This is a genomic window from Streptomyces sp. NPDC104106, from assembly GCF_055584345.1.
The window spans coordinates 139,931-154,493 of the sequence record NZ_JBVJMF010000004.1 but is presented as its reverse complement, the minus strand read 5'-3'; the positions used below and the strand labels follow the sequence as shown (position 1 = coordinate 154,493).

Sequence of the window (14,563 nt, the reverse complement as noted above, 5' to 3'; positions counted from 1 at the left end):
CCAGCAGTCGCGGCACCTCTCGGACTCGCTCCACGGCGCCCGGCGGCCCGAAAGGAACACATTCTGTGCGTACGTACGACAACCCTGTGATCAGCGGGTTCCACCCCGATCCGAGCGTGTGCCGGGTCGGTGACGACTACTACCTGGTGTGCTCAAGCTTCGAGTACTTCCCCGGGCTTCCGCTCTTCCACAGCAAGGACCTCGTGCACTGGGAGCACATCGGCAACGTGCTCGACCGGCCCGAGCAACTGCCGCTGCCTCTGCCCGGTGCCAAGGCGTCCGGCGGCCTCTACGCCCCCACGATCCGCCACCACGACGGCCGTTACTGGGTCATCAACACCAATGTCGACGGCGGCGGCAACTTCGTCGTCTCGGCCGAGCGGCCCGAGGGGCCGTGGAGCGACCCGGTGTGGATCGACCTGAGCGGGATCGACCCCGATCTGGCCTGGGAGGAGGACGGCACCTGCTGGTGCGCCTTCTCCGGGCCCGAAGGCGGCATCAACATGGCCAGGATCGACCCGGTCAAGGGGGAGGTGCTGGAGGGGCCGTTCGCCACGTGGTCGGGCAGCGGCCTCAAGTACCCTGAGGCGCCGCATCTCTACCGCATCGGGGACTGGTGGTACCTGCTGATCGCGGAAGGCGGCACCGAACGCGGCCACAGTGTGTCCATCGCCCGCGGCCGCTCGCCGCGCGGCCCCTGGGAAGGCGCACCCGCCAACCCCCTGCTGTCCCACAGCGGTACCGCCCGCTCCATCCAGAACACCGGCCACGCCGACCTGGTGCAGGCTGTCGACGGCAGTTGGTGGATGGTGCTGCTCGGCGTCCGTCCCCGCGGCTTCACACCCGACGTGCACGTGCTCGGCCGCGAGACGTTCCTGACACCCGTCGAGTGGGACGAGGACGGCTGGCCCGTCGTCGCGCCCGTTCCCGAGAGTCACGCGGCCCCAGGCGGTGCCTGGCACCCCGTTCCACCCCTGCCCTCCCGCGAGGACTTCGACGAGTCCGCCCTCGGGCCGCACTGGGTCTCGCCATTCACCCGCCCAGAGGGCTGCTGGTCGCTCACCGAGCGCCCTGGCTGGCTGACTCTCAGAGCCACCGGCGCCACCCTCGACCGCCCCGGGTACACCTTCGTCGGACGCCGCCAGCAACACGACGACTGCCGCGTCACCGCCGCGATCGACCCGGGTACGGGACGCGGCGGCCTCAGCGTGCGCCTGGACGAAGCCCACCACTACGAACTGGAGGTCGGAAACGGAGAGGCCGGCGTCGTCGCCCGGATCGGTCCGCTGCGCCAGACCGTGGCCAGCCGACCGGTCCCGTCCGGGCCGCTGACCCTCACCGTCGCGATCCGCACGTCCGACCTTGTACCCGCGTCACCCGAACTCACCGATGGCGGGACCACCGGCCCCGACACCATCGCCTTCTGGCTCGGCGACCCCGACGCCCCGGACGCCCAGCCACTCGTCGAACTGGACGGGCGCTACCTGTCCACCGAGGTCGCCGGCGGCTTCACCGGCCGCGTTGTCGGGATGTACGCCACCGAGGGCACGGTCGCCTTCGACTGGTACGAGTACACCCCGGCCTCGGCGCCCTCCGCTTGACGCTCGGCCTTCGGCCGCGTGCGACACCTGCGTCGGTGCGGGCGCCGCACGCGACATGTGGCGAGACCGCCCGCCGAACGGAGTGGCCGACGTACTCCGCGAGCGCACCGTGGGACGGCCTCGCCACGCTCACCAGCGGTTTGAGGTCGTCCCGGGGTGCTCAGCCCAGGTCGACCGGGGAGACGCGGGCAAGGTCCTTGCCCATGTTGGCATCGCGAAGGTCTACTCCTTCCACATGACGCTGTGGTACTCACGCGCGTGTGGTGGCCGCCTACCGCCCGCAGGGCAAGGGCCGGGTCGAGCGGCAGGTGAACATCGTCCGCGACCGCGTCCTGGCCGGGCGGGCCTTCTCCTCCATCGAGGAGCTGAACTCCGCCTTCGCCGCCTGGGTCCCGCTGCGGCGGGCGAAGGTCCACGGCACCCACGGCGAAGTCATCGGACACCGGGCCGTGCGCGGTCGACGGTGTGCCGCTCGTCATGATCTACCCGCGACGGCCTGGGGTGAGGCGATCGAGGTCGCCTTGACCGGGTTGCCGATCTCGTGGCGTTCGCCGTAGACGTGGAACTCGGTCATCTCGAACAGGTTGCGGACGATGCCGTAGAGCACGTCGGGCAGGGGTTTGAGCATCTGGACCTTGAGGTAGCGGAATTGCGCGTTGCGCAGAGCCGGGTCGACGTCAAGCGTGTTGAAGTCCTGGGTGAACTGGGTCACGCCCGGGGTCAGCCGGGTCCAGTTCTTGCCGTCGTTCGAGCCGTAGACGGTGGAGTTCGCGAGCCGGTCGGCGAAGATGTTGCTCTGGAATCCGAAGCGGGTCGCCGAGACCCGGAAGTCGGGCCCGAAGTCGAAGGTGTGGGAGAGGTTGACCGCCTGGGTGTACACCGGCGATGAAGCGGCCGTTGAAGCCCTGGCTTGAACGCGTCGGAGGCAGGCTTGCTCGGGTCGGCGCTGCTCCGGTTCGACGACGTCACGCCGGTCCCGGCCGCTGACGACTGCTGCATCGCGTGAAGGGACGAGGTCCAGGGTTCGGCGCCGGCGGCGATCTGCCGACGGGCATTGTCCAGGATCGGCTCGGTCAGGCCGACGCCGGGGTGGACAAACCCCTGCGCGCTGACTCTGGACTGGAACGTCACGGCACACGTACCGAGATCCTGCGCGGCGGCCGGCCGGGCTGCCGCGAAGAGGAGTCCGGTGACGAGCAGGAGCGCTGCGGCGAACGCGCCGAGTCGTCGGACGCGAGCGCCTGCGACGGCTGGAGTCGGATTCACAGAGAGCACCTTCTTCCTTGGGCGAGGATGCAAAGGAGGGGTTCGGTGCGAGCAGGTGCCCTGCGGCGAACGCGTCGGTACCTGCGGCGGCGGATCAAGCAACGGATCGACCATCTCCGTGACCACGAAGAACCGGGTGATGCGCGCAGTCCGCCAGCTCGACGACGTCGTCAACGCCCAGGCCCGGGCCCTGCAGGCGGGTGCCAGCCGCACCATCGCCTTCGTCCTGCACGACATCACCGGGCCGTCCTTCGCCGAAGCCGCGGCCGGAGTCGAGGAGGAGGCCGCCCGCCACGGCCGGCTGTGCGTCGTCTGCACCACGAACGGCAGCCAGGAGCGCCGGTCGGAGGTCATCGACCTCATGCGTGCGCAGGGTGCCGAGGCGGTGATCCTCATCGGCGGGACCGACAACGACGAGGAGGCGCACGACCGACTGGTGGCCTACGCCCGATCCCTTGCCGCGGCCGGCTCCCGACTGGTGCTGTGCGGCTGCCCACCGCCCAGGGAGCCGCTGCCGGTGACCGTCATCGACTACGACAACGAGGCGGGCGCCTACGCGGCCACCGCCCATCTGCTCTCGCAGGGCCACCGGCGGATTCTCTTCGTCGGCAAGGGAGAGGGATACACCACCTCGGAGGCACGGTTCGCCGGGTACCTGCGGGCGCTGACCTCCTTCGGCATCGAACCGGACCCCGCGTTGCAGGTGGTCGTCGACTTCAGCCGCGCGGCGAGCGTGCGCGCGATGCGGGAGGTCCTCGCCCGCCAGGTCGCGTTCACCGCCGTCTTCACCGCCTCCGACATGACCGCGGCAGGGTGCATGCAGGTCCTGCGCGAGCAGGGCAGGAAGGTTCCCGAGGACGTCTCCGTGGTCGGCTACGACGACATCCCGATGGCGATCGACATGACCCCCCGGCTGACCACCGTGCACGTTCCCTACCGGGAGCTCGGCCGGGCCGCCGTCCGACACGTCATGGAACTCGACCCCGCGGCGCGCCAGGACGTCGACCACGTCGTGCTGGGAACGCATCTCATGGTGCGGGAGTCGGTCGCACCGCCGGCTGTCGAGCCGGCCTGAGACACGGTCAACCGGCGAGCAGTTCCACGGCGAAGGACATCGCTCCCGCGGTGAGCCGATGGGCGGGCCGTACGCCGGGCCCGCAGGAAGCGCTGCCGATGCCGTGCTGTGCCGCGTCGAGCGCCAGGTGCAGGTACCCGTCGGGACGCAGGTCCGTGGTGTGCCCGGCCCGGTCCAGTGCTGCGGCGGACCAGGGTCGCACCGCGAGCGAGAAGGGTTCGGGACCACTCACCCGCAGACTGCTGCCGGCCGGTCCGCCGTGCAGCTCGGCCCACCGCACACCCGTCCTGCTGCCGTTGTCCTGCGCGAAGACGTAGGGGGTCTGAAGGTCCTCGACGCGGGCGGTGAAACGCCCGATCCGGGCGGCGGCGCACGTGTCGGGGTACGCCTCGCCCGAGCCGCCGCCGTACCAGGTCAGTGCCGTCGCTGTCACGGGCGGAACGATGTCCAGTCCGACGCGGCGAGGGAGGGCATGCGGTGTTCGTCGCACCGGCACCGCTAGGAGTGCGCGCTCAGGCGCGGGTACGTCGTCGTACAGGGCGGGGGGAGCCCTCGACACGGGCATGTCGGCTCCTGGACACCACGATGTCGAGATCGGTGATCGGTTTGGCGCCGCGCCCTGGCACGGCCGTGCTGCCGACAAACGGCTCGGGCCATCGGGGTTGTGGTCACTGCCCCACGATCACGTCAGTCACCTAACCGAACAGGCGCCGCTGGATCTCCCGCCGGTAGTCCTCGAGCGTCCTGTCGAGATGCGCGGCCGTGGCCTGGGCCGCTTCGTCCGGAAGGCCGTCTCGGATGGCCCGGTAGATCGCCTCATGCTCCTCGACGGCCGACTCGGTGCCCTCGCCCAGTTTGTCGTGGATCCCGATCGCACTCGACTGTCGCTGCAGTCGTCGCGCATCGCGCACGGCGCTGACGAGGAAGGTGTTGTGCGAGGCGGCCGCGACGCCCATGTGGAAGTCCTCGTCCGCCTGGTTGAACTCGTCGACCTGACCGTGGACGAACCCGTGCCGGCACTGCTGCATGGCCACCTCGATGGTCCGCAGCTCGGCGGGCGTGGCACGGGTGGCGGCCAGACTGCTCGCGGCCATCTCCTGAACCCTGCGGAACTCGAACAGCATGAGCACGTGATCGAGGTCGACGGGGCGGAAGAAGCCGCCCCAGCGGCTGGTGATGAGCATGCCCTCGTCGTCCGCCACGAACAGTCCGCGCCCCTTGTGCGCCCGGACCCGGCCGAGCGCCGAAAGGATCTTCACGGCCTCCCGCACGACGGCCCTGCTGGTGTTCAGCCTCTGCGCCAGATCGTTCTCCGTGGGCAGCCGATCACCCGCCACCAGACGCGACTCGGCGATGAACTCGAGAATCCGCTCCGCCACGACCTCATAACCGGGCCGGTAGTCACGCCGCTCGTCCGCGCCGTTCACTGCTTCCGTCACAGCCGGAGGTGCCTGCGTCGGCATGGCCGGCTGGGCCGCGGGCGTGTCGTTCACCTGTCCTGCCTCCTGGCTGACGCAACTGGGGCGGCTGATCACTGTGGAGAGCCACGCTCATCATATCTCAGGCATCAATGAGTCGTACTCATTCTGCGGGAAGATCCACCTCGTAAGACGGGAGGCGTAATCGATATATACGGTGACTTATCAGCCATTCCTCGCCTCAGGTTTCCAACGTCACGCGCAAATCATTGAGAAGAAGGCTGCACAAGCCCTTGACGGTCCCCTCAATGAGGCGGCTAATTTCTTCCGCGGCGGCAAACGGGACGGCCGTCCGTGGTTCCCGACGCCCGACCGGTACGGCCTGGCGTCGCCCCATCCTCGCGCCACCTGCCCATCTGCTCGGGGCGCCTTGTGAAACCAGTGGAGTGGCACATGACCGTCGACAAGCCTTCGTCAGGCCAGGGGAGAGTGTCCGGCAAGGGGCGTGCGGCGTTGCTGGCCGGCTGCGCGGCCGCCGCGGCGCTGACCCTGACCGCCTGCGGCGGCGGCGCCGCGGGTACGACGACCAAGGACGGCTTCGCTCAAGTGCCGCAGAAGGAGGGCGCGTTGACGGTCTGGGTGGACGCGACCCGCATGGACGCCGCGAAGCTGTACCAGAAGCTGCACCCGGACGTGAAGATGAACATCGTCAGCTACGACGGCGACGCCAACGGCTCGAACTACCTCCAGACCAAGGTCCAGCTGTTCAACCGCACCGGCAAGAGCTGGCCGGACGTGGTGTTCAGCTCCCAGAACAACGAGGTGACCTGGGCGGTCGACGCGGGCTTCGCGGCGCCGCTCAACAAGGGTCTGATCTCCTCCGCGACCCTGGCCGGTTTCGCCAAGGGCGCCAACGACGTCTGCACCGTCAACGGCACCGTCTACTGCCTGCGCAACGACCTCTCGCAGGCGGTGCTGTGGTACAACGCGCCGCTGCTGAAGAAGTTCGGCTACACGGTGCCCACGACATGGGAGGAGTACCAGCAGCTCGGCGAGAGGGTGGCCAAGCAGCACCCCGGCTACCTGGTCGGTGACGCGGGCGACTCCTTCACTCCCGAGATCTACCTGTGGGCGAGCAAGTGCGGCGCCAACCACATCACCGGCCCCAAGTCCGTGTCGGTGAACACCACCAGCGAGTCCTGCACCAAGATGGCCCGGCTCATGGACGTATTGATCAAGAACAAGTCCCTGTCCACCACCGGGGTCTTCAGCACCGACTTCGCCAAGAACAAGGCCGACAAGGTCCTGCTCATGCCCGGCCCCGCCTGGTACGGCGGCGCGCTGTTCGAGGGCACCTTCAAGACGCCGGCCAAGCAGATCGCGGCGGCGCCCATCCCGCAGTGGACGGGGGAGACCTCACCGTCCACCGGCAACGTCGGCGGCGGCACCTGGCTGCTGTCCCAGCACTCCGCGCACGTCAAGGCCGCCACCGACTTCCTGAAGTGGGTCACCACCGACAACGCCTACCAGGGTCAGAAGGCACCGGGCTTCCCCGCATACGTGCCCGCCGCCGACATCTGGCTGAAGGGCCAGGGCACCTCCGGCTACTACAACGGTGACCTGAGTGCCCTCAAGGCCGCCTCCTCCCAGGTCTGGCCCGGCTGGGGCTCGGGCCAGTTCAGCCAGGAGGCGATCTGGGCCGCCACCGTCAAGCCCGGCCTGACCCAGGGCAAGACCGTCGTCTCGATGTTGCCGGCCTGGCAGGACTCCATCGTCAAGTACGCCAAGTCCAACGGATACAAGGTCTCCCAGTGACCCTCACCCACTCCCCGGCAGGCCCTGTTGCCCGACGCCGTGGCGGCGCCGCCCGGCAGAGCCGGGCCGGTATGGCCTTCGTCGCCGCCTACGTGCTCCTGCTGATCGCCTTCGGCGTCCTTCCGACCGCATACGCGGTCTACTTCGCCTTCACCGACGCCGGGGGCACGGTCACCGGCGTCTCCAACTTCGTCACCACGGCACAGGACTTCCGCTTCCTGGACGCCGTGAGCCACGTCGCCGTCTACCTGGCCTTCTGGCTGGTGTCCCTGGTGGTGTTCGTGGTGGGCCTGGCGCTGCTGCTGCACCGCCTGGCCTCCGGTTCCGCCGGCAAGGCGCTGCGCTTCCTCTACTACGTCCCCGGAGCGCTCGCCGGCGCCGCCAGTGTTTTGGTGTGGCTGTTCATGCTCGACCCGACGGTGAGCCCGGTCAGCCCGCTGCTGGACGCGCTGGGGTTCCACACCTTCGGTGAGGTGATCGCGCCCGGCAACCTGCCCCTGCTGTTCACGATCATCGCGTTCTGGACCGGCGCGGGCGGCTGGATCGTCGTCATGTACGGCGCGCTCAACAACATCCCCACGGACGTCATGGAAGCCGCGCGCATCGATGGCGCGGGCGCCTGGCAGACCGCCTGGCACGTACAGATCCCGATGCTCCGCAAGTGGATCGTGTACATGGTCATCCTGGCATTCGCGGGCGGTGCCCAACTCTTCGTGGAGCCGCAGTTGCTCTCCCTCGCCAGCGTGGGCGTGGCCGGACGTGACTACTCGCTCAACCAGCTGACCTACGACTTCGCCTTCCAGATGAACAACATCAACGGCGCCGCCGCGGTCTCGGTGGAGCTCCTGGTCGTCAGCGTGTCGGCCGCCGCAGTCTTCGTCGCACGGTCGGGGTTCTTCGATGCCGAATGAGTCCCTTGCCATCCCGGTCCTCGCCACCTCGCATGCGGAAGGAGAACCAAGTGTCATGAGCCGAACGCGGCACCAGGGTCCGGGGCGGCGGCCTCGTCCCCAGCGGCGCGTGGCATCACGGCTGCTGACCGGCTCCGTACTGGCCGTGTTCCTCGCCTTCTTCGTGCTGCCGGTGCTGTGGCTCGTCCTCGCGGCGACCAAGACCGACCAGCAGCTGGTCCACGACAACCCGCTGTCCTTCGGGTCGTGGCATGCGCTGAAAGCCAACTGGGACGCGCTCACGGCGTTCCAGGACGACGCCGTCATGCAGTGGCTGGGCAACTCGGCTCTGTACGCGGTGATCTCACTGGCCATCACCCTCTGCGTGGCCATACCGGCGGGATACGCCCTGGCGATGACCGAGTTCCGCGGTCGGCGCACCCTGCTGATCGCGACCCTGGTCGTGATGCTCATGCCGAACGCCACGCTGGTGGTGCCGCTGTTCCTGGAGATCAACGCGGTGCACCTGATCGGCACGATGTGGTCGATCATCCTGCCGTACTCGTTCTACCCGTTCGGGGTGTACCTGACGTACATCTACTTCACCACCGCCGTGCCGAAGGACCTGCTGGCCGCGGCACGGATTGACGGCTGTTCGGAGTTCCGCGTCTTCTGGCACATCGCGCTGCCGCTGGCGACCCCGGTCATCGCGCTCGTGGGCTTCTTCAGCTTCGTCGCCAACTGGACCAACTACTTCCTGCCGTACGTCATGCTCCCCGAGAGCGGCCAGATGCCCATCCAGGTGGGAGTCGGAACCCTGCTCAGCAACGTGCCGTCCTTCAACCCGGCCGTCGGCGACCTGGCGATCCAGCGGCCGGAGCTGGCCCTGGCGACGCTCGTGGCCATCACGCCCGTACTGATCGTCTTCCTGTTCGCCCAGCGCTTCCTGGTCAGCGGGATGCTCGCCGGCGCCACCAAGGAATAGCGGCCCGTCCCGGCCGTCGTCCCCGGCGTGCGCCGTCCCGCCATCCGCCCCGAACGGAGTCCTGCCCATGCCCTTCAGCTCTGCCCACCGCACCCCGGCCGAGGACGCCCCCTGCCACCACACGGTCGCGCCACCCGACATAGAGGCGGGGGTGCCGCTGCTCGAACCACCCCGCTGGGCCGTGGCACAGCGGTCCCTGTTCGACCTCCTCGACCACGCATGGCGCCGCTTCGCCCGCGACTTCACCGGCCCCGACGGACGACTGAAGTACAGCGGCCGGCTGACCACCCGCGACGGTGTGGACGACTTCTACGAGGTGTTCTTCAACTGGCCCCAGCTGTACCTCCTCGGCGGCGCCGACGACCTGCTGCCCGCCAGTGAGAGGCACTGGGAGGGCGTGACCCGCCAGCTCACCGAGCTGGGCATGCTGCACGACGAGTACGAGCGCGGCTACGACTGGTTCCACCAGGGCGAGAGCCTGCTCCTGCTCTACTTCCTGTGCATGGCCGCCCCTGACCGCTGGCGTGAGCGCGCCCTGCGCTTCGCCGAGCTGTACGTCGACCCGGCCAACGGCAACTACGACCCCGCCCACCGCATCATCACCCGTCCCCACAACGGCAGCGACCCCGACCGCACCGGCCTGTTCGACGGCGACGTCTACCCCTGGCTGCTGAAGGAAGCCGAGACCTACGGCTTTCCCCTGGACTGGATCCCCGAGGCGGACGGCGGCCCGTACGCCCTCTGCGAGGACCCGCGTCTGGGCGCCCAGATGCGGGACCGGACGGGTGTCGGCGACACGGCGGTCAACCTCGCGGCGGCCGGACTGGTCCTCAACGCCTGGATCCTGTCCGGCGAGAAGCGCTACCGCGACTGGATCGTCGAGTACGTCGGCGCATGGCGCGAACGCACCCGTGCCAACGGCGGCCTGGTCCCGGACAACGTGGGGCCGGACGGCGTTGTCGGCAGCCTGCTGGAGGGCCGCTGGTACGGCGGCCACTACGGCTGGTCCTGGCCGCACGGCTGGCACAGCGTGGGCCACGCGGCGTGTGTGGCGGCGCTCGCGGCGGCCACGGTCACCGGGGACGACGACTACCTCTCCATGGTCACGGCCTCACTCGACACCCTCATCGGCCACGCCAAGGTGATGCCCCACACCGAGGCGGACTCCAGCCTTCCCTCCAAGTGGGCGGTCGAACTCGGCCCCGACGTCCACACCCCCACACCGCACCTGCCGTTCCGCCACAACGACTCGGGCTGGTTCGACTACAACCCGGCCACCCCGCCGGTCCCGGTGGCGCTGTGGCACCACACGGCCTCCGACGCCGACCGCACCCGGCTGGAGCGGCTGCGTGCGGCCGACGGCATCGACTGGCGCACCGTCCGGCCCTTCCGCGCCAAGGAGGAGTCCGGGCACGAGAAGGCCTGGTTCGCCTTCCTCGCCGGTGACGACCCCGGCTATCCCGAGCGGATCCTCGCCGCCGCCCAGGCCCAGGTCCGCCACCGCCTGCGGCGCATCGACCGCTACCGCGACCTGGACGTGCCCGAAGCCGACATCCACGTCTGGCAGCAGTGCAACCCCGTGGTCACCGAGGCCCTCGTCCAGCTGACCTGGGGCGGCCCCCAGGTGCTGTACCAGGGCGGTCTGCAGCAGGCCCGGCTGCGTTACCACGACGCCGAGGCCCGCCGTGCCGGCCTGCCGCCGGACGTGGCCGCGCTGGTCACTTCGATCGACCCGGAGGCGACCACCGTCGAACTGGTGAACCTCGCCCCCGAGACGGACCGCACGGTGATCGTCCAGGCGGGCGCCTTCGCCGAGCACACCATCACCACCGTCCGGTACACCACCTGCCAGGACGACGGCTGGATCGGGGACATGTACGACTACGGCCACCGCGCGCCCGTCGTGACCGAGACGGAGCAGGTCCGCGACAGTGCCTTCCTGACGGTCCGGCTGCCCGCGTCCACCCGCATCCGGCTCACCCTTCGCCTCCGGCTGCGCGCCAACGCCCCCAGCTATCGCACCCCGTTCGACACCCCAGCGGGCCGGCCCTCCCCGGGCACGGAAGGAGAAACCGCATGAAGCGCGTCGCCCAGACCATCAGGCTCCGAGCCGAGCACCGCGCGGAGTACCTCGAACTCCACTCGGCGGTCTGGCCCGGAGTCGAAGCCGCGCTGCACCGGGCGAACGTCCGCAACTACAGCATCTTCCTCCACGGCGAGGTGCTGTTCGCCTACTTCGAGTACCACGGCGACGACTTCGAGGCCGACATGGCCGTCCTCGAAGCAGACCCGGAAACCCAACGATGGTGGAAACTCACCGATCCGTGCCAGGAGCCCTGGCCCGACCGGGGCGACTCCCGCCAGTGGACGGAACTCACCGAGGTCTGGCACCTGAACCCGCCAGGCGACGACGCCACCGCCTGACACGGCCCGCACCGGACGACCCGACTTGGAACCAGCCGTGGCCTCAACCCCCTCCCCCTCCCTCGTCGACGCCCACCACCACCTGTGGGACCTCGACCAGCGCCCGCAACCCTGGCTGGACGACCCCACCATGGCATCGATCCGCCTCACCTTCACCCCCGGTGACCTGCGTGCCACCGCCACCCACCCCATCGCGGACCGCCGCCTGCACAGCACGGTGGTCGTGCAGTGCATCCCGGACCTGTCCGAGACCGAGGACCTGCTCGCCCTCGCCGAGCAGGAGCCGCTGATCGAGGCCGTGGTCGGCTGGGTCGACCTGACCTCCCCGGGGATCGGCGAGGTGCTGGACCGGCTGCTGGCCGGGCCGGGCGGTACATATCTGCGGTCCCTGCGTCATCTCGTCCAGGGCGAGACGGACCCGGAATGGCTGCAACGCCCCGACGTCGAAGGCGGACTGGCGACGGTCCAGGACCGTGGACTCTGCTACGACGTACTGGTCCGCAGCCACCAACTCGGCCAGGCGATCCGCCTGGCCGAACGCCTCCCCGACCTGCCCCAGGTACTCAACCACGCGGGCAAGCCGGACATCGCCCGGCGCGAACTGGCGGACTGGGCACGCCAGGTGCAACGACTGGCCGCACACCAGCAGGTGGTCTGCAAGCTGTCGGGACTGATCACCGAGGCCGACCACGACACCTGGACCACTGCCGACATCCGTCCCGTCCTGGACATCCTGCTCACCGCCTTCGGCCCCGACCGCCTGATGTTCGGCTCCGACTGGCCGGTCGCGAACCTCGCGGGCGGCTGGAACCGCTGGGCCACCGCCGTGGACGAACTGCTCGACGGCTGTTCCGACACCGAGATCCACGCGGTTCTGGCCGGCACGGCAACCGCCTTCTACCGCCTTCCCTCCCGCAGCCGACCGTCAGCGTTCGTGCCGGAGGAACCCTGGAGAGCACGATGACAATCGCCGTCCGCTACACGGCCGCACGCACCCTGGACACGGCCCCCGCCGAGACCCGCTCGCCCGGACCCGGTGAGGTGGAGCCGGCCTCCGCCAACGTCGGAATCTGCGGCACCGATCTGCGCACCTTCCACGGCGACATGGACGCCGGGGCCAGGTGCCGGTCCTCCCGGGCCACGAGATGTCCGGCTGTGTCGTCCGCGTCGGCCCGGGCGTGCAGGGCCGGCAGCCCGGTGACTCGGTCACCGTGATGCCGCTGCGCCGGGACGACACCTCCCCGGCGTGCCAGGCCGGCCGTCAGCACATCTGCCGGCACTCCCGCCCCCACCCTGTGGGCCGGCCGGGGCGGCGCCGACGCCGCCCGTGAGGTCGACCTGCGGCTCACCCGGCAGGCCGATGTCGTGGTGGGCGCCCTCGACCGGGCCGGGACGTACCCGGGACAGGCGCGCATCGGGGCCGACGAGATGGCGCAGGCACTTGCCGAGGTGGCCGGCCTGCTGCCCGCCGGTGAAAGTCCCGGCGACGACCCTGCGCGGGGCGCCCTCGGGCAGGGATCAACGACTGGTCCTCGGCCCGGCTGGTCCGCCGCAACGGGCTTCATCACCGGCCCACGCATGCCCGGCCTCGCATGCCCGGCCTGCACGTCCTGGACCGCATCGGCTCCGGCGACGCCTTCGCCGCCGGCCTGATCCACGCACTGCTCACCGGCACCGGCCTGGAGCACGCCCTGGCCTACGGCACCGCTCACGGCGCGCTCACCATGACCACGCCGGGAGACGTCTCCATGGCCACGCTCGCCGAGGTCGAGGCGCTCATCGCGCCGGCTCGGCCCACGCGCGGCGCTGACGCCGCCGACCGACATCCACCAGGAGGACGCCATGCGACGCCGGACCATCCACGACACCCCCGTAGAACTCACCGAGCTAGGATTCGGCACGTCGGTGATCGGCAACCTCTACCGGACCACCTCGGCGGCCGACGCGTCGGCCGCCGTCGACGCCGCCTGGGACGCGGGCATCCGGTACTTCGACACCGCACCGCACTACGGCCTCGGCCTCTCCGAGCGCCGCCTGGGCGCCGCCCTGCGGCAGCGTCCTCGGGACGAGTACGTCGTCTCCTCCAAGGTCGGCCGACTCCTCGTCCCCAACGAACGCCCACAGGGCGTCGACAGCGAAGGCTTCGTCGTACGGGACGACCTGCGCCGGCAGTGGGACTTCAGCCGCGACGGCGTGCTCCGGTCCATCGAGGGCACACTGGAGCGCACCGGCCTGGACCGCCTCGACGTCGTCTACGTGCACGACCCCGACGACCACTGGCGCCAGGCCGCCGAGGAGGCCATGCCCGCCCTCGCGGACCTGCGCGACCAAGGGGTTGTCCGGGCCATCGGCGCCGGCATGAACCAGTCGGCGATGCTCGCCCGCTTCCTGCGCGAGACCGCCGCCGACGTGGTCATGCTCGCCGGCCGCTACACCCTCCTCGACCAGTCGGCGCTGGACGACGTCCTGCCCGCCGCCCAGGAATCGGGCAAGAGCGTGGTCGCAGCCGGCGTCTTCAACTCCGGCCTGCTCTCTCACGAGTGGCCCACCGAAGGCATGAAGTACGACTACCACGACGCCCCACCGGAACTGGTCGACCGGGCACGGGCGATCGCAGAGGTCTGCAAGGGGCACGGCACCAGCCTTCCCGCCGCCGCCATCGCCTTCCCGACCACCCACCCCAGCACCGTCAATGTCACGCTCGGCATGCGCGATCGCGCACAAGTGACACGGAACGTGGAACTCCAGCGAAGCGCCGTACCCACGGCGCTCTGGGACGACCTGCGGTGCCAAGGGCTGATCAGACCCGACGTCCTCACCGCCGGCGGTACCCAGGCAACGCGGCAGCCACCGTCGACGAACTGCTCCACGACCTCGTAGGGGACACGGGTAACGCGTCCCCGCCGGCGCCACGACCGCATTCTGTCGCCGGTCCGAACGATGGCACAGGCCACGCCGCGGCCGCCGCGCGGGAAGTCCGTACCGCCTCTGTCGCTGCGAAGTCTCCCCCGTCCGCGAGGTTGTGCCGCTCACCGACGCTCCTGAACCCTCGGGACGCCCGATGGCCGGGGCGAAGAAGATCCGCGTCC

12 protein-coding genes and 3 pseudogenes are annotated in these 14,563 nt (G+C 69.9%); 11 read left to right on the top strand and 4 right to left on the bottom strand.

All coding sequences use genetic code 11. The annotated features are described in order from the left end of the window. Positions 1 to 65 precede the first annotated feature (65 nt). Positions 66 to 1,601, top strand: a complete 1,536-nt coding sequence (locus tag ACZ60X_RS11410) for a glycoside hydrolase family 43 protein (RefSeq protein ID WP_469596382.1) — start codon at positions 66 to 68, stop codon at positions 1,599 to 1,601. A gap of 475 nt (positions 1,602 to 2,076) precedes the next feature. Here ACZ60X_RS11410 and ACZ60X_RS11405 read toward each other — a convergent pair whose 3' ends face one another. Next, a complete protein-coding gene (locus ACZ60X_RS11405) occupies positions 2,077 to 2,481 on the bottom strand; it encodes a hypothetical protein (RefSeq protein WP_469596380.1) in 405 nt (134 codons plus the stop codon). 504 nt (positions 2,482 to 2,985) lie between these two features. Between ACZ60X_RS11405 and ACZ60X_RS11400 the strand changes: the two genes are divergently transcribed. Further along, entirely contained in the window at positions 2,986 to 3,942 is a 957-nt protein-coding gene (locus ACZ60X_RS11400; protein WP_469596377.1) for a LacI family DNA-binding transcriptional regulator, read from the top strand. A 7-nt stretch (positions 3,943 to 3,949) separates the two neighbouring features. Here ACZ60X_RS11400 and ACZ60X_RS11395 read toward each other — a convergent pair whose 3' ends face one another. The 3 genes and pseudogenes from ACZ60X_RS11395 to ACZ60X_RS11385 form a co-directional block, all read right to left on the bottom strand. Continuing rightward, entirely contained in the window at positions 3,950 to 4,507 is a 558-nt protein-coding gene (locus ACZ60X_RS11395; protein WP_469596374.1) for a beta-galactosidase small subunit-related protein, read from the bottom strand. After that, positions 4,455 to 4,571 (bottom strand): annotated as a pseudogene (locus ACZ60X_RS11390) (hypothetical protein); the annotation flags it as partial. The gene ACZ60X_RS11395 and the pseudogene ACZ60X_RS11390, both read right to left, overlap by 53 nt. A 66-nt stretch (positions 4,572 to 4,637) precedes the next feature. Next, complete coding sequence (locus ACZ60X_RS11385) at positions 4,638 to 5,405, bottom strand: FadR/GntR family transcriptional regulator (RefSeq protein WP_469597402.1); 768 nt, start codon at positions 5,403 to 5,405, stop codon at positions 4,638 to 4,640. A gap of 408 nt (positions 5,406 to 5,813) precedes the next feature. Here ACZ60X_RS11385 and ACZ60X_RS11380 point away from each other — a divergent pair, with 408 nt between their 5' ends. The 9 genes and pseudogenes from ACZ60X_RS11380 (at position 5,814) to ACZ60X_RS11340 (ending at position 14,354) form a co-directional block, all read left to right on the top strand. Continuing rightward, positions 5,814 to 7,175 (top strand): ABC transporter substrate-binding protein, encoded by a 1,362-nt coding sequence (locus ACZ60X_RS11380; protein ID WP_469596372.1) that lies wholly within the window; start codon positions 5,814 to 5,816, stop codon positions 7,173 to 7,175. Beyond that, entirely contained in the window at positions 7,172 to 8,086 is a 915-nt protein-coding gene (locus ACZ60X_RS11375; protein ID WP_469596370.1) for a carbohydrate ABC transporter permease, read from the top strand. The genes ACZ60X_RS11380 and ACZ60X_RS11375 overlap by 4 nt, the downstream gene beginning before the upstream one ends. Before the next feature lie 109 nt (positions 8,087 to 8,195). Next, on the top strand, positions 8,196 to 9,050 hold the full coding sequence (locus ACZ60X_RS11370; RefSeq protein ID WP_469596367.1) for a carbohydrate ABC transporter permease: 855 nt from the start codon (positions 8,196 to 8,198) through the stop codon (positions 9,048 to 9,050). Positions 9,051 to 9,117: 67 nt separating this feature from the next. Beyond that, the gene (locus ACZ60X_RS11365) at positions 9,118 to 11,130 is read left to right on the top strand and encodes a DUF8034 domain-containing protein (protein WP_469596365.1); all 2,013 of its coding nucleotides are present in this window, start codon (positions 9,118 to 9,120) and stop codon (positions 11,128 to 11,130) included. After that, entirely contained in the window at positions 11,127 to 11,474 is a 348-nt protein-coding gene (locus tag ACZ60X_RS11360) for an L-rhamnose mutarotase (RefSeq protein WP_469596362.1), read from the top strand. Before ACZ60X_RS11365 ends, ACZ60X_RS11360 begins: the two co-directional genes overlap by 4 nt. A 37-nt stretch (positions 11,475 to 11,511) precedes the next feature. Continuing rightward, positions 11,512 to 12,438, top strand: a complete 927-nt coding sequence (locus ACZ60X_RS11355) for an amidohydrolase family protein (protein WP_469596359.1) — start codon at positions 11,512 to 11,514, stop codon at positions 12,436 to 12,438. Further along, positions 12,435 to 12,799, top strand: a pseudogene (locus ACZ60X_RS11350) (alcohol dehydrogenase catalytic domain-containing protein); the annotation flags it as partial. The gene ACZ60X_RS11355 and the pseudogene ACZ60X_RS11350, both read left to right, overlap by 4 nt. Positions 12,800 to 13,066: 267 nt before the next feature. Continuing rightward, positions 13,067 to 13,162: pseudogene (locus ACZ60X_RS11345) on the top strand (PfkB family carbohydrate kinase); the annotation flags it as partial. Between the two features lie 154 nt (positions 13,163 to 13,316). Then, on the top strand, positions 13,317 to 14,354 hold the full coding sequence (locus tag ACZ60X_RS11340) for an aldo/keto reductase (RefSeq protein ID WP_469596357.1): 1,038 nt from the start codon (positions 13,317 to 13,319) through the stop codon (positions 14,352 to 14,354). The last annotated feature ends 209 nt before the right edge of the window (positions 14,355 to 14,563 follow it).